General features: G+C 64.6%; 23 protein-coding genes and 1 tRNA gene. 20 read left to right on the forward strand and 4 right to left on the reverse strand.

The features are described from left to right. The first annotated feature begins 81 nt into the window (after nt 1-81). The 7 genes from malQ to GRI59_RS03095 all read left to right on the forward strand — a co-directional run bounded on the left by malQ (nt 82) and on the right by GRI59_RS03095 (nt 6,715). Nucleotides 82-2,046 carry a 4-alpha-glucanotransferase gene (gene malQ / locus GRI59_RS03065; protein ID WP_160759719.1) on the forward strand — a complete coding sequence of 655 codons (1,965 nt, stop codon included), beginning with the start codon at nt 82-84 and terminating at the stop codon, nt 2,044-2,046. Nucleotides 2,047-2,145: 99 nt separating this feature from the next. Continuing rightward, nucleotides 2,146-2,910 (forward strand): SDR family NAD(P)-dependent oxidoreductase, encoded by a 765-nt coding sequence (locus GRI59_RS03070; protein ID WP_160759720.1) that lies wholly within the window; start codon nt 2,146-2,148, stop codon nt 2,908-2,910. Nucleotides 2,911-3,038: 128 nt separating this feature from the next. Continuing rightward, on the forward strand, nt 3,039-4,007 hold the full coding sequence (locus tag GRI59_RS03075; protein ID WP_160759721.1) for a thiamine pyrophosphate-dependent dehydrogenase E1 component subunit alpha: 969 nt from the start codon (nt 3,039-3,041) through the stop codon (nt 4,005-4,007). Next, complete coding sequence (locus GRI59_RS03080) at nt 4,007-4,993, forward strand: alpha-ketoacid dehydrogenase subunit beta (RefSeq protein ID WP_160759722.1); 987 nt, start codon at nt 4,007-4,009, stop codon at nt 4,991-4,993. Before GRI59_RS03075 ends, GRI59_RS03080 begins: the two co-directional genes overlap by 1 nt. Beyond that, on the forward strand, nt 4,994-5,227 hold the full coding sequence (locus GRI59_RS03085; RefSeq protein WP_160759723.1) for a biotin/lipoyl-containing protein: 234 nt from the start codon (nt 4,994-4,996) through the stop codon (nt 5,225-5,227). It begins immediately after the preceding gene. Nucleotides 5,228-5,241: 14 nt separating this feature from the next. Beyond that, nucleotides 5,242-5,610, forward strand: a complete 369-nt coding sequence (locus GRI59_RS03090; protein WP_237440652.1) for a nuclear transport factor 2 family protein — start codon at nt 5,242-5,244, stop codon at nt 5,608-5,610. 244 nt (nt 5,611-5,854) lie between these two features. Beyond that, the gene (locus GRI59_RS03095; protein WP_160759725.1) at nt 5,855-6,715 is read left to right on the forward strand and encodes a sterol desaturase family protein; all 861 of its coding nucleotides are present in this window, start codon (nt 5,855-5,857) and stop codon (nt 6,713-6,715) included. A gap of 201 nt (nt 6,716-6,916) precedes the next feature. Here the strand turns inward: GRI59_RS03095 and GRI59_RS03100 are convergent. After that, a tRNA-Thr gene (locus GRI59_RS03100) sits at nt 6,917-6,991 on the reverse strand. Between the two features lie 120 nt (nt 6,992-7,111). Here GRI59_RS03100 and GRI59_RS15600 point away from each other — a divergent pair. The 9 genes from GRI59_RS15600 to GRI59_RS03140 all read left to right on the forward strand — a co-directional run bounded on the left by GRI59_RS15600 (nt 7,112) and on the right by GRI59_RS03140 (nt 15,006). Next, nucleotides 7,112-7,282 (forward strand): hypothetical protein, encoded by a 171-nt coding sequence (locus GRI59_RS15600; RefSeq protein WP_183363528.1) that lies wholly within the window; start codon nt 7,112-7,114, stop codon nt 7,280-7,282. Nucleotides 7,283-7,345: 63 nt separating this feature from the next. After that, on the forward strand, nt 7,346-8,032 hold the full coding sequence (gpmA, locus tag GRI59_RS03105) for a 2,3-diphosphoglycerate-dependent phosphoglycerate mutase (protein WP_160759726.1): 687 nt from the start codon (nt 7,346-7,348) through the stop codon (nt 8,030-8,032). Continuing rightward, nucleotides 8,032-8,523 (forward strand): 5-(carboxyamino)imidazole ribonucleotide mutase, encoded by a 492-nt coding sequence (gene purE, locus GRI59_RS03110; protein ID WP_160760395.1) that lies wholly within the window; start codon nt 8,032-8,034, stop codon nt 8,521-8,523. The genes gpmA and purE overlap by 1 nt, the downstream gene beginning before the upstream one ends. Next, complete coding sequence (locus GRI59_RS03115) at nt 8,523-9,590, forward strand: 5-(carboxyamino)imidazole ribonucleotide synthase (RefSeq protein WP_160759727.1); 1,068 nt, start codon at nt 8,523-8,525, stop codon at nt 9,588-9,590. The genes purE and GRI59_RS03115 overlap by 1 nt, the downstream gene beginning before the upstream one ends. Nucleotides 9,591-9,600: 10 nt before the next feature. After that, entirely contained in the window at nt 9,601-10,104 is a 504-nt protein-coding gene (locus tag GRI59_RS03120; protein WP_160759728.1) for a dihydrofolate reductase, read from the forward strand. After that, nucleotides 10,104-11,030 (forward strand): bifunctional riboflavin kinase/FAD synthetase, encoded by a 927-nt coding sequence (locus GRI59_RS03125; protein WP_160759729.1) that lies wholly within the window; start codon nt 10,104-10,106, stop codon nt 11,028-11,030. Before GRI59_RS03120 ends, GRI59_RS03125 begins: the two co-directional genes overlap by 1 nt. A 211-nt stretch (nt 11,031-11,241) precedes the next feature. After that, nucleotides 11,242-14,064 (forward strand): isoleucine--tRNA ligase, encoded by a 2,823-nt coding sequence (ileS, locus tag GRI59_RS03130; RefSeq protein WP_160759730.1) that lies wholly within the window; start codon nt 11,242-11,244, stop codon nt 14,062-14,064. Continuing rightward, a complete protein-coding gene (gene lspA, locus GRI59_RS03135) occupies nt 14,061-14,597 on the forward strand; it encodes a signal peptidase II (protein ID WP_160759731.1) in 537 nt (178 codons plus the stop codon). The genes ileS and lspA overlap by 4 nt, the downstream gene beginning before the upstream one ends. Continuing rightward, entirely contained in the window at nt 14,590-15,006 is a 417-nt protein-coding gene (locus tag GRI59_RS03140) for a DUF3035 domain-containing protein (RefSeq protein ID WP_160759732.1), read from the forward strand. Before lspA ends, GRI59_RS03140 begins: the two co-directional genes overlap by 8 nt. Before the next feature lie 348 nt (nt 15,007-15,354). Here the strand turns inward: GRI59_RS03140 and GRI59_RS03145 are convergent, their stop codons facing one another. Further along, nucleotides 15,355-16,659, reverse strand: coding sequence for a CNNM domain-containing protein (locus tag GRI59_RS03145; RefSeq protein ID WP_160759733.1), 1,305 nt, complete (start codon nt 16,657-16,659; stop codon nt 15,355-15,357). A 184-nt stretch (nt 16,660-16,843) separates the two neighbouring features. Here GRI59_RS03145 and GRI59_RS03150 point away from each other — a divergent pair, with 184 nt between their 5' ends. Then, complete coding sequence (locus GRI59_RS03150; protein WP_160759734.1) at nt 16,844-17,539, forward strand: YiaD family glycine zipper/OmpA-like lipoprotein; 696 nt, start codon at nt 16,844-16,846, stop codon at nt 17,537-17,539. A 54-nt stretch (nt 17,540-17,593) separates the two neighbouring features. Here GRI59_RS03150 and GRI59_RS03155 read toward each other — a convergent pair whose 3' ends face one another. Beyond that, nucleotides 17,594-18,370 carry a 3'(2'),5'-bisphosphate nucleotidase CysQ gene (locus GRI59_RS03155; RefSeq protein ID WP_160759735.1) on the reverse strand — a complete coding sequence of 259 codons (777 nt, stop codon included), beginning with the start codon at nt 18,368-18,370 and terminating at the stop codon, nt 17,594-17,596. A gap of 124 nt (nt 18,371-18,494) precedes the next feature. On the opposite strand from GRI59_RS03155, the gene sucC reads away from it, so the two are divergent. After that, a complete protein-coding gene (gene sucC, locus GRI59_RS03160; RefSeq protein ID WP_160759736.1) occupies nt 18,495-19,694 on the forward strand; it encodes an ADP-forming succinate--CoA ligase subunit beta in 1,200 nt (399 codons plus the stop codon). 66 nt (nt 19,695-19,760) lie between these two features. Here the strand turns inward: sucC and GRI59_RS03165 are convergent, their stop codons facing one another. Next, on the reverse strand, nt 19,761-20,633 hold the full coding sequence (locus GRI59_RS03165) for a DUF6265 family protein (RefSeq protein ID WP_160759737.1): 873 nt from the start codon (nt 20,631-20,633) through the stop codon (nt 19,761-19,763). A gap of 184 nt (nt 20,634-20,817) precedes the next feature. Here GRI59_RS03165 and GRI59_RS03170 point away from each other — a divergent pair, with 184 nt between their 5' ends. Together GRI59_RS03170 and GRI59_RS03175 are read left to right on the forward strand one after the other, a co-directional pair. Next, nucleotides 20,818-21,564 carry an electron transfer flavoprotein subunit beta/FixA family protein gene (locus tag GRI59_RS03170; RefSeq protein ID WP_160759738.1) on the forward strand — a complete coding sequence of 249 codons (747 nt, stop codon included), beginning with the start codon at nt 20,818-20,820 and terminating at the stop codon, nt 21,562-21,564. Between the two features lie 33 nt (nt 21,565-21,597). Beyond that, nucleotides 21,598-22,527, forward strand: coding sequence for an electron transfer flavoprotein subunit alpha/FixB family protein (locus GRI59_RS03175; protein WP_160759739.1), 930 nt, complete (start codon nt 21,598-21,600; stop codon nt 22,525-22,527). The last annotated feature ends 1 nt before the right edge of the window (nt 22,528 follow it).

Genomic DNA, 22,528 nt, shown 5'->3' on the forward strand with positions numbered 1-22,528 from the left:
GATGGCCGCGTCCGGCTTGCCAAACGGCCGATGCGGCCCGATGCGAGGGCTAAGCACAGACCCAATCGGACGGAGGCGGCGATGGAGCAATTGCACGCGCTGGCACAAGCCGCAGGTGTGGCGCGCGAATGGACCGACGTCGATGGCCGCCAGCAGCTCGTCGCCGATGACGCGCTGGCGGCGGTGCTGGCGGCGCTGGGCCATGCGGCGGGCAGCGAGCGCCAGATCGCCCGCAGCCTCGCCGCAGTCGAGGAACGCCGCGCTGCACTCCCGCCAATGCTGGTCGCTGATTGCGGGGCGAGTATACCCCTGCCCTTCGCCGCCTCACGCGCCGAGGCAACCGGTGAGGACGGCATCACCCGCCCGCTGGCCGTGGACGGTGACAGGCTGACGGTCCCTGACGCGCCGGGCTATTACGACCTCGTGCTGGATGGTCGGGCGCTGAAGCTGGCGGTCGCTCCGGCCAAATGTCCTTTGCCGAACGCAGCAGGTCGCCGACCGTGGGGCGTGTCACTGCAAATCCCCGCATTGCGAGGCGCGCAACCTTCGCCCTTCGGCACCTTCGGCGAGTTGGCCGAGGCCGCGCGGCAGTTCGGCGCGGCGGGGGCGGACGCGCTGGCGATCAATCCGGTGCACGCGCTGTTTCCGGGGCACGGGGTGGGATACAGCCCCTATTCGCCCTCCAGCCGCCTGTTCCTCAACGGCGCGATGGGCGATCCCGCGCTGGTGGGCCTGCCACCGTTGGTGCCTTCGACCGAGGCCGGACCGCTGATCGACTGGGCGGGCGCATTGCCGCTCCGCTTGGCCGAATTGCGCAAGGTCTTCGCCGCGCTCACCCCGGCACAGCGTGCGGGAATCACTTCCCCCGAAGATGCGATGCTGCACCGCCATGCTCTGTTCGATGCGCTTGATTGCCATTTCCGCCCCCTCGGTGCGCATGGCTGGCGCGATTGGCCTGCCGCGTTCCACGATCCTGAAGGCGCAGCCGCGACGCACTTTGCCGCCGAGCACCCGGACGAGATCGGCTTCCACCTGTTCGTGCAATGGCTCGCGCGGCAGGGGCTTGAGGCAGCGCAGACTGCGGCCAAAGGCGCGGGCATGGGCGTCGGCCTGATCGCCGACCTTGCCGTGGGCGTCGATCCTTCCGGCAGTGATGCGTGGTCGCTGCGCCATACGATGCTGGACGGGCTGACCATCGGCGCGCCGCCTGATCCGCTCGGGCCGCTGGGGCAGAACTGGTCAATCACCGGCTTCTCGCCCGAGGGCTTGCGCGCCTCGGCCTATGAGCCATGGATCGCGATGATCCGCGCAGGCCTCGCCGCAGACGGGGGGCTAAGGATCGACCATGCTTTCGGCCTCGCACGGCTCTGGGTCATCCCCGAAGGCGGCGCGACGCGGGACGGCGCTTATCTCAGCTACCCCTTCGACGATCTCATCCGCCTCGCCACCTTGGAAGCGCACCGCGCCAATGCCTTTATCATCGCCGAAGATCTCGGCACCGCACCTTACGGCTTCACCCAGGCCGTGACCGAGCGCCAGATGCTGGGGATGCGCGTGCTGTGGTTCGAACGCGCCGCCGATAACGGCTTCATCGGTGCCGCCGACTACGAACCCCTCAGCGCCGCGATGAGCGGGACGCATGATACTGTCACTGTCGCGGGATGGTGGCGCGGGCGCGATCTGGACTGGGCGGAAAAACTCGGCCGTCTGCCCGAAGGCACCTCCCGCGCCGAGGCCGAGGCGATCCGCGACTGGGACCGCGGGCTCTTATGGTCGACCCTCGACCACACCGCCTGCCGCCCCGCACCCGACAACCCCGCGCCGGTGGTCGATGCCGCCATGGCGCACATCGCCCGCACGCCTGCGGCCATCGCGCTCGTCTCGCTGGAGGATCTGCTGGGACTGGAGGAGCAGCCGAACCTGCCCGGCACCATAACCGAGCATCCCAACTGGCGCCGTCGGCTCGATGCGCCGACCGGGGATCTGATCGCCGACGCGCATGTCCGGCAGCGATGCGCGATTCTTGGCGGGCCAGACGCAGGATAATCGCAGCTTTCGGGCCACCCCAACAAAATTGACGATACGCCCCGTCCCTTAGCTCGGCTATCCCCTTGGGCCACAACCGCGACCAGGGAGAGGTGCGCTATGGATCTGGGACTCAAGGGCAAGAAAGTCATCATGAACGGCGGGGCGCATGGCCTCGGCCTGCAGGCGCTCAAGCTGTTCGCGGCCGAAGGCGCGGATGTCGCGTTCTTTTCGCGCAAGGAAGACAAGATCGCCGCTGCTGTCGCCGAAATCGACGCGGCAGGGCCGGGCAAGGTGTTTGCCGAAGTGTTCGACATGGCGACCGGCACCGACGCCTATCAGGCGTGGCTGGAAAAGGCCGCGCAGGAACTCGGCGGCTGCGATATCTTCGTCCATACCGCGAGCGCCTCGGGCACCGGCGGGGCTGGCGACTGGCAGGCTTGCCTCGACATGGACATCAAGGGCGCGGCCTATGCGGTCGAGACTTTGACGCCCTATCTCGAAGCCTCGGGCACCGGGTCGATCGTAATGCTGTCGAGCACCGCTGCGCTCGAAACCTTCATCGCGCCGAACCCGTTCAACGCGCTGAAGGCAGCGCTGATCACCTATGCCTCGCAGCTTAGCCAGGCCTATGCGTCCAAGGGTATCCGTGTGAACACCGTCAGCCCCGGCGCGGTCTATTACAAGGGCGGCAATTGGGAGGTCATCGAAGAGCACATGAAGCCGCTTTATGATGCGACTCTCGCCAAGATGCCCACGGGCCGCTTTGGTGAGCCGGTGGAAGTGGCGAAAGCGATCGTCTTCGTCGCCAGCCCGGCGGTGCCTTACATGACCGGCGCGAACATCGTGGTAGACGGCGGGTTCACCCAGCGGGTCCAGTTCTGATTTGAATATCCCCCTCCGTTCGCCCTGAGCCTGTCGAAGGGCTGCACTTTCTTCATTCCCCACGCGGGCCGCAAGAAGGACAGTGCTTCGACAAGCTCAGCACGAACGGGAATTATGAGGTAGAGAATATGGCGCAGATCGACCGCGACAAGCTGCTCGACATCTACACCCGCACGATGAAGGTGAACCGCACCGACGAGAAGTTCCGCGAGCTGCTGATGGGCGGCAAGGTCGCGGTGATGTATTACTGCGTGCGCGGGCAGGAGCTGGTCTCGGCCGCGGCAATGGCGGCTCTGGAGAAGGAAGACTACGTCGTCTGCACCTATCGCGGGCAAGGCGAGCAGACCGCCAAGGGCATCCCGATGGAGAAGTGGTGGGGCGAATGCCTCGGCAAGGCGACCGGCACCTGCAAGGGCAAAGGCGGCACCATGCACATCACCGATCCCGAGACGGGGATCATGGTGACAACCGGGGTGGTCGGCTCGGGCCTCCCCATCGCCAACGGCCTTGCGATGGCGAGCCAGAACAACGGCGATGGGCGCGTGACGTTGGTCAGCTTCGGTGACGGCGCGGCCAATATCGGCGGTTTCCACGAAGCGATGAACATGGCCCAGCTCTACAAGCTGCCGGTCATCTTCCTGTGCCAGAACAACCGCTATGGCGAACACACGTCTTACGCCGACCACACTGACAGCCCGAACATCGCCAGCCGCGCTGCTGGTTACGGGATGAAGGGCGTGACGGTTGACGGCAATGACGTCCACCAGATCTACCCCGCGATGCAGGAAGCCGTCGCCCGCGCCCGTGCTGGTGAAGGACCGACGCTGGTCGAGGCGATGTGCTACCGCATGATGGGCCACTTCTTCGGCTCGGACTTCAGCTATATGCCGCCTGAGCATATCGCCGAGATGAAGGCCGAAGACCCGCTGCCCAAGCTGCGGCAGGTGATGCTCGACTACCAGTTCACCGAAGAGGAGCTGGACGCCATCGTCGCCGATATCAACGCGCAGATCGACGCAGCCGTGCAGCACGCGCTCGATGCGCCGCTGCCCGATACCGACGAAATCTACAAAGACGTGCTGGAGGAGACCGCCTGATGGCCCAGATCACCATGACCCAGGCGCTGAACCTCGCCATCGACGAGGCGATGGCCGACGATCCGGGCGTGTTCTGCCTTGGCGAGGACGTGTCCGCCAAGCAGGGCGGCGGGGTGTTCAAGGTCACCTCGGGCCTCACCGAAAAGTATGGCGAACACCGCATCCGCGCGACGCCGATTTCGGAAACCGCGATCATCGGGGCGGCCGTCGGTGCGGCTCTGGCAGGCCAGCGCCCGATTGCCGAGATCATGCTAATGAATTTCGTCGGCGTGTGCATGGATCAGATCGTCAACCACGCGGCCAAGCTGCGCTTCATGTCGGGCGGGCAGACGCCGTGTCCGATCGTGATCCGCACCACCACTGGCGTGGGCGTCGGCTTCGGCGGGCAGCACTCGGACATGCTCGAAGCGTGGTTCGCCCACGTTGCGGGTATTCATGTGGTGACTCCCAGCAACCCCGCCGATGCGCGCGGGCTGATGCGCGCTTCGATTGACGCGAATGACCCGGTGATCTTCATCGAGAACATCCTGTGCTACGGCCTCAAGGCGGAAGATCCCGGTCCGGGCTACCGCGTTCCGCTCGGCAAGGCAGCGATTGCGCGCGAGGGCACCGATATCAGCCTCATCACCTATGGCCGCACGGTTCTGGATGCGCTGGCGGTGGCGGATGATCTCGCCAAGGAAGGCATCTCGGTCGAGGTGATCGACCTCAGAACCATCGCCCCCTATGACGAGGCCACAGTGCTCGCATCGGTGCGCAAGACCGGCCGCGCGATCACCCTGCACGAAGCCGTGCGCCCGTTCGGCACCGGCGCGGAAATTGCCGCCAACATTCAGGAAAAGTGCTGGGACAGCCTCAAGGGCCCGGTGCGGCGCATCGGCGGAACCTTCTCTGCGGTGCCCTTCGCCAGTCACCTCGAACAGGCATGGATTCCGCAGAAGTCGGACCTCATCGCACAAATCAAAGCAAGTGTGGGCAAACTCTAAATGGCATCAGAAATCCGCATCCCCAAGCTCGGCATGAGCGCTGTTGAGATGACCCTCGTCGAATGGATGTTCGGCGATGGCGAGCGCGTCGAGAAGGGCGACATCATCTACACCGTCGAGACCGACAAGAGCACGACCGAGATCGAAGCCCAGGCCAGCGGGGTGATCCACCCCACCGGTGAGGAAGGCGCGGTCTACAAGGTCGGCGACTTGATTGGCACCATCGAAGAGTGAGCACGCCAAGGGAGATGTTAGCGGCGGTCTATGCCACCGCTGGCACGCGCGACTGGGATGCGGTCGGGCGTCTCATCCACCCCGATTTCGTGCTCTACGAGGCCAATTCGCTCCCCTTCGCAGGCGAGTGGCGTGGCAAGGACGCGCTGCAACGCTGTGCGGCAGCGATGTATGGCACCTGGGCCGATACCAAGCTGGAAATGCTCGATTGCACCGGGGGTGACACCTGGGCGGTGATGGTGATCCGCCTCACCATGCACCCGAAGGACGGCAGCGAACCCTTCACCCAGACGATCTGCGAGGCCGGGTGCTTCGAGAACGGGCTGCTGCGCGAATTGCGAATCCACTACTTCGACTCTGCCGAAGTCGCCGCGCGGGCGTGAGGGGGCTTCTGCTAATACTTCAGCCGTCGCCCCGTGCCTGACACGGGGTTTGGCTTTTCTTCTTCAGCCGCCGTGCCAAGTTAGCCAAGCCCCGTGTCAGGCACGGGGCGACGAGATATCAAGGTCTCGAACGGGTTCGCTTGCCGAACATCTCTGTCCCCCTCGACCCCTTACGCAGAATGGCGTATTCTCCCCGCCCGGGGCGTCGCCATAGAGCGGCGATGATCAACATGGGGCCGATCCGGTGAAACAGTCGCTTATCAACCTGCTTCCGCCCGCCACCGTCGCGGCGATCTGGGCTTTCTGGGGCGTGGCGCCCGCCGCATGGACCCAAGGGCCGTGGGCAATCATCGCGGTGGGCCTTGGCACCCTCGCCTTCGTCCAGCTGCTCGAGCTGGTGTTCGAACGGCACGAAGGCTGGCGCATCAATGGGCGCGAGCTTTTGACCGACGTCTTCTATGTCGCCTTCGGCTACGGCGTGATCGGGTTCCTCAGCGATACGCTGGTCAACGGGCCGCTGGGCGAATTGAAAGAGGCTTGGGGCATCGGAACCCCGTGGCTCGCAGCCAGCCCGTTTCTGGTGCAGGTGCTGGTGGTGATGTTCGTGTTCGAATTCGGGCAGTACTGGATGCACCGCGCGATGCACAACTGGACGCCCCTGTGGCTGACCCACGCGCCGCATCATCACATCACGCAATTGAATGCGATGAAGGGCTTCATCGGCAATCCGATCGAACTGTTCCTGATCAGCCTCGGCATAACGGCGCTGCTGGATGTGAACCTCAACGCCCTGTTCGCCGCCATCACCGCAGGCGGCGCGATCGCGACCTACGCCCACGCCAATGTCCGCGCCGATCCGCCGATCTGGTACGGGTACTTCTTCACCACGATCCGCAATCACAGCCTGCACCACACGGCGCTGAGCTACGAGGACACCCGCTGCAACTACGGCAATTCGGTGATCTTCTGGGACCGCGTGTTCGGCACCTACAAGGAAGGCGAGAGCGAGGTGGTCGGGCAGGATGATCGCAAGCGGCTGTCAATCAAGGAACAATGGCTGTTCCCGCTGCGCCCGTGGCTGGAGAAGCGCAAGACCGCGGCCTGACTTCAACCGGTCGCATAGCGACCGCAAGCGCAACCGCCCTCAAGTAGCGCAGCGATAGGACGCACAAATACGCGCGCCCGCAGGTGCCCGGAACGTACCCCGGACTTGATCCGGGGGAAGTGGAGGAATAGCACCGAGGACGTCGGCCCGGATGGGCCGGCGAAACGCCAAGGGCTCATTTCCGCCCCGCATGGGCGGAAATGGTGCTGCTGGGGAGGATTGAACTCCCGACCTCACCCTTACCAAGGGTGCGCTCTACCACTGAGCTACAGCAGCGCCGGTATGGGCGGGCGCTATTGTCGCGCGGCCTCGTATTGTCAACGCCCTTATTGCGCTAAGCTCGACTAGCCGTGCGCAGGCTTGAAGCTGCGAGGCACTAAGGCCAAAGGGTTTCGCATGGGTGAAGAGTCCCGCAAGAATATGTCGCGCGAGGAACGGCTCGCGGCCAAGCTGCGCGAGAACCTGCGGCGCAGGAAGGCGCAGGCGCGTGCCGCTGGCAGCCTTGCGCGCGATTCGGATGCGGCAAATGCAACGGAATCGCTTCCCAATCCCGTCCGCGAAAGCTAACCCCGCGCGCTCTGATGTATTGAGAGGACCGGGCCGCCCGCGGCGCGGTGACACGGAGTAAGAATGCCCAAGCTCATCCTCGTCCGCCACGGCCAGAGCCAGTGGAACCTCGAAAACCGCTTCACCGGCTGGTGGGATGTCGATTTGACGCCGCAGGGCGTGGCCGAGGCAACCGCGGCGGGCGCGCTGCTGCGCGAGAAGGGCGTGCTACCGAGCTACGCCTTCACCTCGCTTCAGACCCGCGCGATCAAGACGCTGCATCTGGCGCTGGAAGCGGCCGGACGCTTGTGGATTCCCGAAACAAAGGACTGGCGCCTCAACGAGCGCCACTATGGCGGGATGACCGGCCTCGACAAGCAGGAAACCCGCGACAAGCACGGTGACGAACAGGTGCTGATCTGGCGCCGCAGCTTTGACGTGCCGCCGCCCGTGCTGGAAGCGGACAGCGCTTACGATCTCGCCAGCGACCCGCGCTATGCCGGGATCGCCATTCCGAACACCGAAAGCCTCAAGCTGACCATCGAGCGTGTGCTGCCCTATTGGGAGGAAGCGATCCTGCCGGTGCTGGCGCGCGGTGAGACGGTGATCATTGCGGCGCACGGCAACAGCTTGCGCGCGCTGGTCAAGCACCTCTCGGGCATTTCCGATGCGGACATCACCGATCTCGAGATTCCCACCGGCCAGCCGATCATCTACGACTTTGACGCCGATATGGTGCCCGGCGCGCGGTACTATCTGAAGGACGCATGATGGAAGCCACCGGGGGGAAGGTCGCGATCGTGATGGGGAGCCAGTCCGACTGGCCGACCATGAAAGCCGCCGCCGACGTGCTGAGCGAGCTGGAAGTGGCTTACGAGGCGCGAATCACCTCAGCCCACCGCACGCCGGACCGAATGGTCGCCTTTGCCAAGGGCGCGGAGGGCGAAGGCTTCAGCGTCATTATCGCAGGCGCAGGCGGCGCAGCGCATTTGCCGGGCATGATCGCCAGCATGACGCATCTGCCGGTGCTGGGCGTGCCGGTGCAGTCGAAAGCCTTGAGCGGCATGGATAGCCTGCTCTCGATCGTGCAGATGCCGGGAGGCATCCCGGTCGGCACGCTGGCGATTGGTGAGGCAGGCGCGAAGAACGCCGGGCTCCTCGCCGCCGCGATCCTCGCGCTGAACGACGAAGACCTGTCCGAACGCCTACAAGACTGGCGCGCCGCCAAAAGCGCTGGCGTCGCCGAGGTGCCGGAGGACTAATGCTTCCCCCCGGTTCCACCATCGGCATTCTGGGCGGCGGGCAGCTGGGCCGGATGATGGCCGTCGCCGCCTTGCAGCTCGGCTACAAGGTGATCGGCTTCGCGCCTGAAGGTGACAATGTCGCGGCCGATGCCTCGTCCGATTTCATCACCGCCGATTGGGACGACGCCGCAGCGCTCGCCGAATTCACAGGGCGCTGCGATGTCGTGACCTGGGAGTTCGAGAACGTGCCGCTCAGCACGGTCGCAGCCATCCCCCAGCACCTGCTCGCCTGCCCTGCGCGCGCTTTGGAGGTGGCTCAGGACCGGCTGAGCGAGAAGGCGTTTGCCGCCAGCCTCGGCGGCACGCCAGCGCCCTACGCACGGGTCGAGACCGAGGATGACTTCGCCGCCGCGCTGGTCCGGGTTGGCACCCCGGGCATCCTCAAGACCGCGCGCGATGGTTATGACGGCAAGGGCCAATGGCGCGTGCGATCAGCGCTGGAAGCCAGCGGCGTGCGCTTTCCGGGCGTGACCTGCATCTACGAAGTCTTCGTGATCTACGAGACCGAGTTTTCGGTGATCCTCGTGCGGGGCAAGGATGGCAGCGTGAAGTTCTGGGATTCGACGGCCAACCTGCATGATGGCGGGATGCTGGCGCAGTCGATCCTGCCCGCGGGCGCGCTGGTCGAAGCGCAGGTGCCCGCCGCGCGCCAGCTTGCCGCCAAGGTCGCCGATGCGTTGGGCTATGTCGGGGTGCTGACGCTGGAGTTCTTTGCCACCCGGGAAGGCCCGATGTTCAACGAGATGGCGCCCCGCGTGCACAATTCCGGCCACTGGACCATCGAAGGCGCGGCCACCAGCCAGTTCGAAAACCACATCCGCGCGATCTGCGGCTTGCCGCTGGGCGTGACCAAGACCCGCTTCGAAGCCATCGAAATGCGCAACATCGTCGGCGATGACGCCCTGCGCGCTCACGCCATCCTGGCCGAACCGGGCGAGCCGCATCTCCACCTCTATGGCAAGCGCGAAGTGCGCGAGGGCCGCAAGATGGGCCACGTCACGCGCGTGGGACATGCGATCAGATGAGCTTGGGCCGATGACTCCCGAAATCGTGCTGATTTACGCCCGTGCCGCCAATGGCGCGATCGGCAATGAAGGCGATCTGCCGTGGCGGCTGCCCGCTGACCTCAAGCGCTTCAAGGCGCTGACGATGGGCAAACCCATGATCATGGGCCGCAAGACCTTCGAGAGCCTGCCCGGCCTGCTCCCCGGTCGCCGCCACATCGTGCTCTCTCGGCGGGACAGCTTCGCTGCTGAGGGCGTTCAGATGGCCGGATCGGTCACAGAGGCGCTGGCGCTGGCGGAGCATGGCAACGAGGCCGGCGAAGTCGCGATCATCGGCGGGGCGGCGATCTATGATGTGTTCCTGCCGCTCGCCCACCGGATCGAGCTGACCCAGATCCACGCGAGCTACCCCGGCGACACCTTCATGGCCGAACCGGGGCGCGACTGGGTGCTGACGGGGCGTGAGGATCACGCCGCGAACGATCCGCACCCGGCGTTCTCGTTTCTGACCTTCCGGCGTGCGGGCACGGTTTGATGCGCTGGCTCGATCACCGCGATTCCATGCCCGAGGCCCTGCGTGGTGCGGTCATTGCGCTCGGCAATTTCGACGGGTTTCACTCGGGCCATCAGGCGGTGGCGGGCGAGGCGATCCGCTGGGCGCAGGCGGAAGGCCGCCCCTCGATCATCGCCACCTTCGATCCGCACCCGGTGCGCTTCTTCAAGCCTGATGTGCCGCCGTTCCGGCTGACGACCTTGGAGCAACGGCAGGAATTGTATCTGGCCGCTGGCGCGACCGCGATGCTGGTGTTCCACTTCGATGCCGAGCTGGCGGGGACGAGCGCGGAGGATTTCATCCGCGCCATCCTGCTGGAACGCTTCGGAGCGCATGGGGTGGTTACCGGCGGCGATTTCACCTTCGGCAAGGGCGCCAAGGGCAATGTCGAGCTGCTGCGCACCCTTGGCAGCGAATTGGGCCTGCAATCGCGCGTGGTTGAAGCGGTGAGCGAGGGAGACGAGGTCGTCTCCTCCAGCCGCATCCGCACCGCCTTACGCGACGGCGACCCACAGCTGGCCGCGCGCCTGCTCACCCGGCCGTTCGCGATCCGGGGCATCGTCGAGCACGGCGACAAGCGCGGGCGCACCATCGGCTACCCCACCGCCAACGTGACGATCGACAACTACCTGCGCCCCAAATACGGCATCTATGCCGTGACGGGCCGCTTGCTCGCCACCGGACAGGTGCTCCACGGCGCGGCCAATATCGGCATCCGCCCGCAGTTCGAACCGCCCAAGGAGCTGCTGGAGCCCTACTTCTTCGACTTCTCCGGCGATCTGTATGGGCAGGAAATCGAGGTGGCCTTCCACCACTTCCTGCGCGGCGAGGCGAAGTTTGACAGCCTCGAGGCGCTGATCGAACAGATGGACAAGGATTGCGCCGAGGCGCGGCGGTTGCTCGGGTAATTGGTTCACGCAGAGACGCAGAGAAGAAGTGGAGACGCAGAGAGGAACCTTCCCGGCGCAGCCGGTATCCGATCCATGCGAGGAGGCGAAAGGCCTGCGGCGCATTGCAACACCTCTGCGTCTCCCTGATCTTCTCCGCGGCTCTGCGTGAACTCCCTTCTTCCAAGACAAATTGCGCAATCCCTGCCCGCCCGCTAAGGCCCCGCCCACCATGACCGACGACAGTGCAAAGCGCGATTACCGGGACACCGTCTTCCTGCCGAAGACCGATTTCCCCATGAAGGCCGGCCTCCCCCAGAAGGAGCCAGGCATTGCCGCGCGCTGGGAGCAGATCGGGCTCTACAACGCCTTGCGTGATGCGCGCCGGGGCCGCGAGAAGTTCATCCTTCACGATGGCCCGCCCTATGCCAATGGCGACATGCATATCGGCCATGCGCTCAACCATATCCTGAAAGACATGGTCTGCCGCACCCAGAACCTCTTGGGCCGCGATGCGCCTTATGTACCGGGCTGGGACTGCCACGGCCTCCCCATCGAATGGAAGGTCGAGGAAGCCTACCGCAAGGCCAAGAAGAACAAGGACGAGGTTCCCCCGAAGGAATTCCGCGCCGAATGCCGCGCCTACGCCCAGAACTGGGTGAACGTGCAGCGCGAGCAGCTGAAGCGGCTCGGCATCATGGGCGATTGGGATCATCCCTATCTCACCATGGATTTCCAGGCCGAAGCGACGATTGTCGCCGAGCTGATGAAGTTCGCCGAGGCCGGAAACGTCTATCGCGGGGCCAAGCCGGTGATGTGGTCGCCGGTCGAAAAGACCGCGCTGGCCGAGGCGGAGGTCGAATACGAGGACATCACCTCGACCCAGATCGATGTGGCCTTCGAGATTGTTGAGTGCCCAAATGAGCCGAGCCTTGTCGGCGCATTCGTGATCATCTGGACGACGACGCCTTGGACGATCCCGGTCAATCAAGCGATCTCATACGGGCCAGAGATCGAATACGTCGCTTCTGAGATCAATGGTCGCCGGTATGTTTACGCGCTTCAGCGCGAGAGCGATTTGCTTTCACGCCTCGGTATTCCGACCGTAGACAAAGGTCTTGGTGTCCTAAAGCCTGGCGCCCTCGATTCTGCTAAAGCCCGCCACCCGATGCACGCATTGGGCGGGTTCTACGCGACCCCGCGCCCGCTGCTCCCCGGCGACTTCGTCACCACCGACTCTGGCACCGGCCTCGTCCACATGGCGCCCGATCACGGCGAGGACGATTTTGACCTCTGCAAAGCGAACGGCATCAACCCCGTCTTCGCGGTGATGGACGACGGGCGTTACCGCGATGACTGGCAATGGCTGGGTGCTCACGACGAACGCCGCATGAGCGTCATCAACCCCAAGTTCAACGCGCCTGATGGCCCGATCTGTTCGGACCTGCGCGAAACCGGCGCGCTGCTCGCCGCGAGCGCGGATTACGCGCACTCCTACCCGCATTCGTGGCGCTCCAAGGCCAAGGTGATCTTCCGCTGCACCCCGCAATGGTTCGTGCCGATGGACAAGGTCCTAGGCGAAGGCGGGACGTTGCGCGAACGCGCCGTGGCCGAAATCGCCCGCGTGGAATTCATTCCCGAAAAGGGCCGCAACCGCATCGGCGCGATGGTGGAAGGACGGCCCGACTGGGTACTCTCCCGCCAGCGCGCATGGGGCGTGCCGATCACGTTGTTCGTGCGGCCCGATGGCACCTACCTGCAAGACCCCGAAGTCAACGCCCGCATCGTTGCCGCCGTGCGCGAGGAAGGCGTCGATGCGTGGGAGGAAGCACGCAAGGCGGAATATCTCGGCGCGGGCTACAACCCAGACGACTTCGAGATGGTCACCGACATTCTCGACGTCTGGTTCGATTCGGGCTGCACCCACGCCTTCGTGCTCGAGAGCGGGCGCTGGCCGGACCTGCAATGGCCCGCCAACCTCTACCTCGAGGGCTCGGACCAGCATCGCGGCTGGTTCCAGTCGTCCCTGCTGCAATCCTGCGCCACGCGGGGCCGCGCGCCTTACGACCAAGTGCTGACCCACGGCTTCACGATGGACGCCAAGGGCCGCAAGATGTCCAAGAGCGAAGGCAACACCATCAGCCCGATCAAGGTGATGGAGGAATATGGCGCCGACATCATCCGGTTGTGGGCGCTCTCGGTCGATTTCACCGAGGATCACCGCATCGGCGATGAAATCCTGAAAGGTGTCGGCGACCAGTACCGCAAGCTGCGCAACACCTTCCGTTACCTGCTCGGCGCGCTCGACGGGTTTGTCGGCGACATGAGCGACGGCGGGACCCTGCCGGAGCTTGAGGTCTATGTCCTCGCGCTGCTTTCGGAGCTGGACGGCAAGCTGAAAGCGGCGGCGGAAGCCTACGACTTCAACCTCTACACCCGCCTTTTGGTCGATTTCTGCAACGAGGATCTGTCCGCGTTCTACTTCGATATCCGCAAGGACTCGCTGTACTGCGACGGGCCGGACAGCGTCACGCGCAATGCCTATCGCACTGTGCTCGACCTGCTGTTCCACGCGCTGATCCGCTATGCCGCGCCGGTGCTGGTGTTCACGGCAGAAGAGGTATGGCTGAGCCGCTATCCCGAAGACGGCGAGGAAGACGACAACGGCCAGCGCGGGTCTGTCCACCTGCTCGAATGGCCCGCCGTGCCGGGCGTCGTGGTCGACAATGCCCGCTGGGCCATGCTGCGCGCGCTGCGGGATCAGGTCAACGAAGCGATTGAGCCGCTGCGGCGCGACAAGACGATTCGTTCCAGCCTCGAAGCCGAGGTGGTCGTCCCCGACAGCGCGGTGCCCGAAGGCGTTTCGGATGAACAACTCGCCGAGCTGTTCATCACCGCGACAGTCGCCCGCGGGCAGGGCGAAACCGTGACCGTCACCAAGACCGCCCACCACAAGTGTTCGCGCTGCTGGCGCCTGCTGCCCGACGTGGCGGAAGACGGCGCTCTGTGCGGACGCTGCGATGATGTGGTGAGCCATATGGACGCGGCAGCATGAACGGGTTGTTCACCCGCAACCGGCTGATCGGCCTCGCGCTCGCGGCGCTGGTCGCCATCATCGATCAGGTGGTGAAGTGGTACGTGATCGGCCCGCTAAAGCTGCGTCAGGTGCTGCATATCGACCTGCTGCCGTTCTTCGACCTCACCTATACCGAGAACAAGGGCATCTCGCTCGGGATGTTCCAGGCCAATGACATGGAAACCCGCTGGCTGCTGGTGCTGCTCACCGGGGTGATCGCGCTGGTGGTGCTGGTGTGGATGCTGCGCGAGCGCAAGCTGGGCGAGATTCTCGGCCTGTCGCTGATCCTTGGTGGAGCGCTGGGGAATATCCGCGATCGCTATGAACTGGGCTATGTCATCGACTATGCCGATTTCCACATCGGGACCTTCCGCCCGTTCCTGATCTTCAACATTGCCGACGCCGCCATCACCATCGGCGTCGTCATAATCCTTGCCCGCAGCCTGCTGGTGCGCGACAAGGACGACACCGAAATCGGGGAAGCGCCCCGTGGAGAGACCCAAGATGCGTAAGTTTGCACCCCTGATCCTGCTGACCGGCGCTTCGGCGATGCTGGCGGCCTGTGGCGGCGGCGGCGGGGTGTTCAACCGCGAACGGCCCGACGAATTCGCTGTGCAGCGTCAGGCGCCGCTGGTAGTTCCGCCCGATTTCACGCTCACTCCCCCCGCCCCCGGCGCACCGCGTCCGTCCGAAGGCACCGCGTCCGAGCAGGCTCTGGAAGCGCTGTTCGGCGGGCCTGCGCCGCGCAGCCGCGTGGAAGCGAGCGTGATCGACCGCGCCGGCGCCGCCGCGCCGAGCATCCGCAGCCAAGTGGGCGATACCGAAACCAACACGGTCGCCAAGGGCCGCGTGACCCGCGACATCATCGCCGCGCCCGAAGGTGACGGGCAGGCAGCGACGACGGTGATCCCGAGCGCCTGACGCCGCGCCGCGCGCGGGTGTGATGGGCACAGGAACGGCGCGAGCGCTGGTTTCCTACAGCGGCGCAGCGCGGTACCATCGCCGCCGCTCTTTCCTATCGTCAGCCCTGTGGCGCAGGCTCGCCCCTGTCTGCGCTCAGCAACCGGACCGGGCACCGGGGGGGGCGGAACCGGCGAAGTGTCAACTTTGTATTTCAGGTTTAACAACCTGAAATTATTGAAAATTTAGCGCGAACAGCCGCTTGACACCCTGTCAACTTTGTCACCTTCGCAAGATTGTTGCGCGGCGCTCAAAAGCTAGAAAAAGCAAGGCTTTGGAGCACGCCCACGGCCTCTCCCCCGATACGTCTCAGTCGGCAGAGATAACCCGGCTCACCAGCAGCTTGTCGATCCGGCGACCATCCATGTCGACCACTTCGAAGCGCCAGCCCTGATCGGTGAAATGCTCACCTTCGCCCGGCAGCTTTTTCATCACGGACAGCGCATAGCCTGCCGCCGTGCCGAATTCCCGGTCCTCGCCATATTCGATGCCCAGCCGGTCCGCCAGCGCATCGGCCGATAGCGAGCCCGAGACCAGCAGCGACCCATCCTCACGCTCCACCACCGAAGGCAGATCGCCATCATCGCTGTCGCTGGCGAAATTGCCGACAATCGCGGTGAGCAGGTCGACCGGCGTGACGATCCCTTCGAAATGCCCGTATTCGTCGTGCACCACCGCCATCGCCACTTCGGCCGATTGCAGCACGCGCAGCGCGTCCATCGCGTCGAGCTGATCAGGCACGACCTCGACCTTGCGCATCATCGCGCGGATCGAGACCGTCTCGCCGCTGACCATCGCCGCCAGCACATCGCGCACCTTGACCACGCCGAGGATCGTGTCGGGCGAGCCTTCGGCGACCGGCAGCAGCGAGTGCGAGCTTTCCTCGATCGTCTCGCGGATTTCGGCGACATCGGCATCGGCCTCGATCCAGTCGATATCCGTGCGCGGCGTCATCATCTCGCGCACCGGCCGCTCAGCCAGACGGACCACGCCGGTGAGGATCTGGCGCTGTTCGGCCTCGATCACGCCCGAGCGGGTCGCCTCGGCAAAGATCATCCGCAATTCCTCGGCGGTTACCGTGGCCTCGTCGGTGCGGCGCAGCCCGAACAGGTTGAAGATGACGGCCGAACTCGAATCGAGCAGCCACACCAGCGGCGCGCCGATCCGTGAGAGCATCGCCATCGGCAAAGCCATCACCAAGGCCAGCGGCACCGCGCTGCGCAGCGCCAACTGCTTGGGCACCAGCTCACCCACGACGACGCTGAGATAGGTGGTCAGCGCGATCACGACGGCAAACCCGGCCTCGTCGGCATATTCGGGCGGCAGGCCCAGCGCTTCCATCCGCTCACCCACCGGCCCGCCAAGGCTCGCCCCGGAATAAGCGCCCGCGACAATCCCGATCAGCGTGATACCGATTTGCACGGTCGAGAGGAACTTGCCCGGATGCGCGGCCAGCGCAATCGCCGTTCGTGCCGCTTTGGACCCGGCTTCGGCCTTGGCTTCGAGCGTGCTGGTCTTGGCCGACACAATCGCCAGCTCGGACATCGCAAACACGCCGTTGATCACAACGAGCACCACGATGGTGGCAAGATCGGTCCAGGGAAACGGGGTCACGCCGTCTGCGCTAGCACAAACGGGCGATGTTGCCAGCCTTGCAACATCATCGCTTGGCGGCATTCTGTTCAACATGGGTCAATGCGCGAGGGGTCAAGGGCCCTATTGTCTCAGTGGGCTGAACCCTTGCTGCCGTTCCGGTTGCATGGCACGTTTGGCGTCACACAAGAGGGAGGAATTTCTTATGACTATCTCGCGTATCCTGCTGTCGGGCACAGCTGCACTTGCCTTGCTGGGCACCAGCGCCTGCGTCACCGACCCCAACACCGGTGAAAAGAAGATCTCGCGCACGGCGATCGGCACCGGCCTTGGCGGCACGCTCGGCTACTTGCTCGGTGGCGCCATCGGCGGCGATACGGGCCGCATCATCGGCGCAGGCATCGGCGGCTCGGCCGGCGCAGTGCTCGGCAAGCAGTACGATGACCAGATCAAGGAATTGAAGGAACAGACCGCTGGCAGCGGTGTGGACGTGGAAGAAGTCGGCAATCAGGACGCGATTCTCGTGCGTCTGCCTGACGGCGTGACCTTCGCCACCGGTTCGGCGGCGATCAATCCGGGCTTCCTCGATACGCTCAACAGCGTCGCTGAAACGCTGATCAAGTATCCGAACAGCCTGATCGACGTCTACGGCTTCACCGACACGACCGGGTCGCCCGCCACCAATCAGCGCCTGTCCGAACAGCGCGCGCAGGCGGTTGCCGATTACCTCGCCGCGCGCGGCGTGGCACGTTCGCGGATGGCGACGCAGGGCTTTGGCGAGCAGTATGACTATCTGCGCGTCAAGACCGGCGACAACATCAGCGAAGCGCTCAACCGTCGGGTCGAAATCAAGATCATCCCGGTCAGTCAGGCCGACGTGAGCGCCGCTCGCGGGAATTGATGGTCTAACACAGGCATAGCGGCGGGCCGTCCCTCGGGGCGGCCCGCTCGCGTTTCAGCGCAGCGCTGCAGCCCGCTTCGCCAACCGCTCGACTGCCGCGGCGTGAATGGCCGGGGAGCACACCAGCACCCCGAAATCGCGTGGATCGTGCTTGTTATAGGCGAGCGGACCGCCGAAAGCGTCCGTCACCTCCGCCCCCGCTTCGCGCGCTATGAGGGTGGCAGCCGCGATGTCCCACTCGTAACCCCAGCGCAATGTCGCCACCAGATCGGCCTGATCGGCGGCAACCATGGCAATCCTGAGCGCAATCGAATTAGGCTGATCGACCATCACCAGATCGCTGTCGTCCTTGGGCAGGCTGACAGTCGGCACGCGCGCGCCGGAGAATTCGGTGCGCTGGCTCGCCCGGATCGTGACGCCGTTCAATGTCGCGCCCTGTCCCGCGACCGCCACCCATTCCTCGCGTCTTGCGGGAGCAGCCAGCATCCCGATCAGCGGGCGGCCCGAACTCACCAGCGCCACTGAAACTGCCCAGCCCGGCCGCCCGCCCACGAAATCGCGCGTGCCGTCAATCGGATCGACCAGCCAGATGAGCCCGCTCTGCGTGCGCGCCTTGTCATCGGCGGTTTCCTCAGACAGCCACGCCGCCGATGGCAGCAAGCGGTGCAGTTCGCGCTTGAGGAAGCGGTCGACTTCAAGGTCAGCCTCGCTCACCGGGTTGCCGGGGGTCTTGTCCCAGCTGTGCAGGTCATGCCCCGCCCCCGGCCAACGCGAGTGGGCGATGCGGCCCGCCTCGCGGACGATGGCCAGAAGGTGATCCCTGTCAATCATGAGAGGCATCCGTGTTGGCCGTGCCGCAAGCACTTTTCAAGAGGGTCGATCCGTGCTTAGGCCCCCGCCAGACGACCTCTCGTCAGGATACGCCCAGAATACGCATTAAAGGGATCGATACGCCATGAACGTCCATGAATATCAGGCCAAGGAACTGCTCGCCCAGCACGGGCTTGCCATCCCGGCCGGCCACGCCGCGCTCACCGTCGAAGAAGCGGTGGAAGCTGCCAAGAAGCTGCCCGGGCCGCTTTATGTCGTGAAGGCGCAGATCCATGCGGGCGGCCGCGGCAAGGGCAAGTTCAAGGAACTCGGCCCCGATGCCAAGGGCGGCGTGCGCCTCGCCAAGAGCCTTGAGGAAGTGGAAGCCCACGCCAAGGAAATGCTCGGCAACACGCTGGTCACCATCCAGACGGGGGATGCGGGCAAGCAGGTGAACCGCCTCTACATCACCGACGGCGTCGACATCGCCAAGGAATACTACCTCTCGTTGCTGGTCGACCGCGCGACGGGCCGCGTTGCCTTCGTCGTTTCGACGGAAGGGGGCATGGACATCGAGACCGTGGCGCATGACACGCCCGAGCTGATCACAACCTTCAGCGTTGACCCGGCGCAGGGCTTCCAGCCGCACCACGGCCGCGCCGTGGCCTTCGCGCTGAAGCTGACTGGTGATCTCAACAAGCAGGCGCAGAAGCTGGCCAAGCAGCTGTACGACGCCTTCCTCGCCACCGATTGCGAGATGCTGGAAATCAACCCGCTGGTCGAAAGCGAAGACGGCAAGCTGCTGGTGCTAGACGCCAAGATGAGCTTCGACGGCAACGCGCTCTACCGCCACCCCGACATCGAAGCCCTGCGCGACGAGACCGAGGAAGACCCGGCCGAAGTCGAAGCCAGCGAATATGATCTCGCCTACATCAAGCTAGACGGCAACATCGGCTGCATGGTCAACGGCGCAGGCCTCGCCATGGCAACGATGGACATCATCAAGCTGAACGGCGCCTTCCCGGCCAACTTCCTCGACGTGGGCGGCGGCGCCACCACCGAGAAGGTGACGGCGGCCTTCAAGATCATCCTCAAGGACCCGGCGGTGGAAGGCATCCTCGTCAACATCTTCGGCGGGATCATGAAGTGCGACGTGATCGCCAACGGGATCGTGCAGGCAGCCAAGGACGTGAACCTCCAGGTTCCGCTCGTGGTGCGCCTCGAAGGCACCAATGTGGCCGAAGGCAAGGCGATCCTCGAGAACTCGGGCCTCGCCATCGTTAGCGCCGACAATCTGGGCGATGCCGCGCAGAAGATCGTCGCTGAGGTGAAGAAGGCCGCCTAAGCCTCCGCTCCGATAGGGATCAGCAGCCCCCGCCGGTTCGCGCTGGCGGGGGCTTTGCTTTGTGGCTCAGCGCGACGGGCCGGGTTCCGGCAGCATCGGCGGCGTGGTGTCGGCATAGGTCAGCCAATTCTGCCAGATCGTGCGGGTGCGCTCATCGACCAGCGCGATTGCGCAGCCAAGGTAGACGTAGTTGCGAATGGTGCCCTCCTTGTTGTCCTCATAAAGTGCATAACATTCCTGCTTTCGGTACGCTTCGGAAGCGGCATCACTTTGCCGGATCATCTTCGCTACATCCGGACTGTCATCATGCCGGGCGAGTGCAGCGGCAAGGTATTGATCCTTGCGCTCGGTCGAGCGGGCCAGAATCTCGCTCATGCATTCGTTCATCTCGATTGTGGTGCCGTCGCAACCAAAGACACTCTGGGGCCGCGCCGCCCGGTTGAAGCGGAACAACAGTTCCTTGGGTTCGGCAGCGTCGCTCTTCATCCGCACCCCCACGACCAGCTTGTCATTGCCGTCGCAGCGAATGGTGAGGCCGCTGAAATAGGCCGCGCAGAAATCGAGGCTGAGCAGCTGGAAGGTGACCATGCCCGCCTTGTCTTCCCAGCCGGTGAGATCGGCGTTGAAGTGCTTGAGCTTGAGGACCAGGCTGCCATCCTCCTCCACCAGATACATGTGCTCCGAGAACAGAATGTCGCCTTCGGGGGTCTGCTGCACGAAGGTGCCGACCATGGTGTGGCCCGTCGAAGGGAGCCAGCTTTCGGTCGCAGGCGCCCCATCGATCCCCTCGCCCTGCCACAAGCCTTCGAGCCACCACATCTGATAAATGGTAGCGGGCGGCGATACGAACCCCTCTGCCCCGACCCGGGTTTCCTGCGCTGCGAGCGTGCTGCCCCATGCTGCAATGATTGCACCGGCCATTGCCCAAAATGCGCGCATTCCGCTCTCCTTTGCCCGCTGAAGCGTAGCGCCGGACATCAAAATTACCTAGCGACTCTGGCGCAGACGCAGGCTAGCGCTTTCGCGTGAATCCCGGCCCCGACCGCACTTGACGTTTACGTAAACGCAATCTAGGCGGGCGCCCAGTGTATCGTTCAAGATTCTGTGAGAGGAAGGAACACCCATGAAAATCCTCGTCCCCGTCAAGCGGGTGATCGATTACAACGTCAAGCCGCGGGTCAAGGCCGATGGCACGGGCGTTGACCTTGCCAACGTCAAGATGAGCATGAACCCGTTCGACGAGATCGCGGTCGAGGAAGCCATCCGCCTCAAGGAAAAGGGCGCGGCCACCGAGATCGTCGCTGTCAGCGTCGGCCCGGCCAAGGCGCAGGAAACGCTCCGCACCGCGCTCGCGATGGGCGCCGACCGTGCGATCCTGATCGAGACCGATGAAGAGGTCGAGCCCTTGGCTGTCGCCAAGATCCTCAAGGCGATTGCCGATGAAGAGGCCCCTGGCCTTGTCATCCTCGGCAAGCAGTCGATTTCGGACGATTCGAACCAGACCGGCCAGATGCTGGCAGCCCTGATGGGCCGTCCGCAGGGCACCTTCGCCAACACCGTCGAGGTGGATGGTGACAGCGTGATCGTGAAGCGCGAAGTCGATGGCGGCCTTCAGACCGTGAAGCTCGCCATGCCCGCGATCGTCACCACCGATCTTCGCCTGAACGAGCCGCGCTATGCCTCGCTGCCGAACATCATGAAGGCCAAGCAGAAGCCGCTCGCGGTCAAGACTGCGGCCGATTACGGCGTCGATCTGACCCCGCGCCTCAAGACCCTCAAGGTCGCTGAGCCGCCGGTGCGTCAGGCGGGCGAAAAGGTCGCCGACGTCGCCGCGCTGGTCGAAAAGGTCAAGGCGCTCGGCATCGCGTAAGCGCGCCAGCCCTCAGAATAAGGAATATTCGAGATGAAGACTCTGGTTCTCGTCGAACATGACAACACCAAGGTGCACGATGCGACCCTCGCGGTCGTCACCGCTGCATCCAAGCTGGGCGAAGTGCACCTGCTGGTCGCCGGTCACAACTGCGGTTCGGTGGCCGAAGCTGCGGCCAAGATCGCCGGCGTGGGCAAGGTCCACGTCGCCGATGACGCCGCCTATGCCAATGGCCTGGCCGAAAACGTCGCTCCGCTGGCCGCGGCGCTGATGGGCCACCATGACGCGTTCCTCGCCGCTGCCACCACACAGGGCAAGAACGTGGCGCCGCGCGTCGCGGCGCATCTCGATGTGATGCAGGTCAGCGAGATCCTGTCAGTTGAAGGCCCCAAGACCTTCACCCGTCCGATCTACGCGGGCAACGCCATCGCCACCGTCGAATCGACCGATGCCAAGCTGGTCATCACCGTACGCGGTACCGCGTTCGAAAAGGCCGCGACCGAGGGCGGTTCGGGCACCATCGAAGCCGTCGGCGGCGCAGGCGATGCAGGTGTCTCCACCTTCATCAGCTCGGAAATCGCCAAGAGTGAACGTCCGGAACTGACCAGCGCTAAGATCATCGTGTCCGGCGGCCGCGCGCTGAAGGACGCCGAAACCTTTGAAGCGACCATCACCCCGCTCGCCGACAAGCTCGGCGCGGCCATCGGCGCGAGCCGTGCGGCGGTCGACGCGGGCTATGTCCCCAACGACTATCAGGTCGGCCAGACCGGCAAGATCGTCGCCCCGGAATTCTACTTCGCCATCGGCATTTCCGGCGCGATCCAGCACCTTGCCGGCATGAAGGATTCGAAGGTGATCATCGCCATCAACAAGGACGACGACGCGCCGATCTTCCAGGTCGCCGACATCGGGCTGGTTGCTGATCTGTTTACGGCAGTGCCGGAGCTGACTGGGGCGCTGTAAG

It is taken from the genome of Erythrobacter ramosus (assembly GCF_009828055.1).
Classification (GTDB): Bacteria; Pseudomonadota; Alphaproteobacteria; order Sphingomonadales; family Sphingomonadaceae; genus Erythrobacter; species Erythrobacter ramosus.

What these genes read in the sequence shown, in the direction of transcription:
- GRI59_RS03070 (WP_160759720.1), top strand. Translation starts at nt 2,146, where the DNA reads ATGGATCTGGGACTCAAGGGCAAGAAAGTCATCATGAACGGCGGGGCG.
- GRI59_RS03175 (WP_160759739.1), top strand. Translation starts at nt 21,598, where the DNA reads ATGAAGACTCTGGTTCTCGTCGAACATGACAACACCAAGGTGCACGAT.
- GRI59_RS03125 (WP_160759729.1), top strand. Translation starts at nt 10,104, where the DNA reads ATGCGCTGGCTCGATCACCGCGATTCCATGCCCGAGGCCCTGCGTGGT.
- GRI59_RS03140 (WP_160759732.1), top strand. Translation starts at nt 14,590, where the DNA reads ATGCGTAAGTTTGCACCCCTGATCCTGCTGACCGGCGCTTCGGCGATG.
- GRI59_RS03080 (WP_160759722.1), top strand. Translation starts at nt 4,007, where the DNA reads ATGGCCCAGATCACCATGACCCAGGCGCTGAACCTCGCCATCGACGAG.
- lspA (WP_160759731.1), top strand. Translation starts at nt 14,061, where the DNA reads ATGAACGGGTTGTTCACCCGCAACCGGCTGATCGGCCTCGCGCTCGCG.
- gpmA (WP_160759726.1), top strand. Translation starts at nt 7,346, where the DNA reads ATGCCCAAGCTCATCCTCGTCCGCCACGGCCAGAGCCAGTGGAACCTC.
- sucC (WP_160759736.1), top strand. Translation starts at nt 18,495, where the DNA reads ATGAACGTCCATGAATATCAGGCCAAGGAACTGCTCGCCCAGCACGGG.
- GRI59_RS03090 (WP_237440652.1), top strand. Translation starts at nt 5,242, where the DNA reads ATGTTAGCGGCGGTCTATGCCACCGCTGGCACGCGCGACTGGGATGCG.
- GRI59_RS03170 (WP_160759738.1), top strand. Translation starts at nt 20,818, where the DNA reads ATGAAAATCCTCGTCCCCGTCAAGCGGGTGATCGATTACAACGTCAAG.
- GRI59_RS03165 (WP_160759737.1), bottom strand. Translation starts at nt 20,633, where the DNA reads ATGCGCGCATTTTGGGCAATGGCCGGTGCAATCATTGCAGCATGGGGC.
- GRI59_RS03075 (WP_160759721.1), top strand. Translation starts at nt 3,039, where the DNA reads ATGGCGCAGATCGACCGCGACAAGCTGCTCGACATCTACACCCGCACG.
- GRI59_RS03115 (WP_160759727.1), top strand. Translation starts at nt 8,523, where the DNA reads ATGCTTCCCCCCGGTTCCACCATCGGCATTCTGGGCGGCGGGCAGCTG.
- GRI59_RS15600 (WP_183363528.1), top strand. Translation starts at nt 7,112, where the DNA reads ATGGGTGAAGAGTCCCGCAAGAATATGTCGCGCGAGGAACGGCTCGCG.
- GRI59_RS03120 (WP_160759728.1), top strand. Translation starts at nt 9,601, where the DNA reads ATGACTCCCGAAATCGTGCTGATTTACGCCCGTGCCGCCAATGGCGCG.
- purE (WP_160760395.1), top strand. Translation starts at nt 8,032, where the DNA reads ATGGAAGCCACCGGGGGGAAGGTCGCGATCGTGATGGGGAGCCAGTCC.
- malQ (WP_160759719.1), top strand. Translation starts at nt 82, where the DNA reads ATGGAGCAATTGCACGCGCTGGCACAAGCCGCAGGTGTGGCGCGCGAA.
- GRI59_RS03155 (WP_160759735.1), bottom strand. Translation starts at nt 18,370, where the DNA reads ATGATTGACAGGGATCACCTTCTGGCCATCGTCCGCGAGGCGGGCCGC.
- ileS (WP_160759730.1), top strand. Translation starts at nt 11,242, where the DNA reads ATGACCGACGACAGTGCAAAGCGCGATTACCGGGACACCGTCTTCCTG.
- GRI59_RS03085 (WP_160759723.1), top strand. Translation starts at nt 4,994, where the DNA reads ATGGCATCAGAAATCCGCATCCCCAAGCTCGGCATGAGCGCTGTTGAG.
- GRI59_RS03150 (WP_160759734.1), top strand. Translation starts at nt 16,844, where the DNA reads ATGACTATCTCGCGTATCCTGCTGTCGGGCACAGCTGCACTTGCCTTG.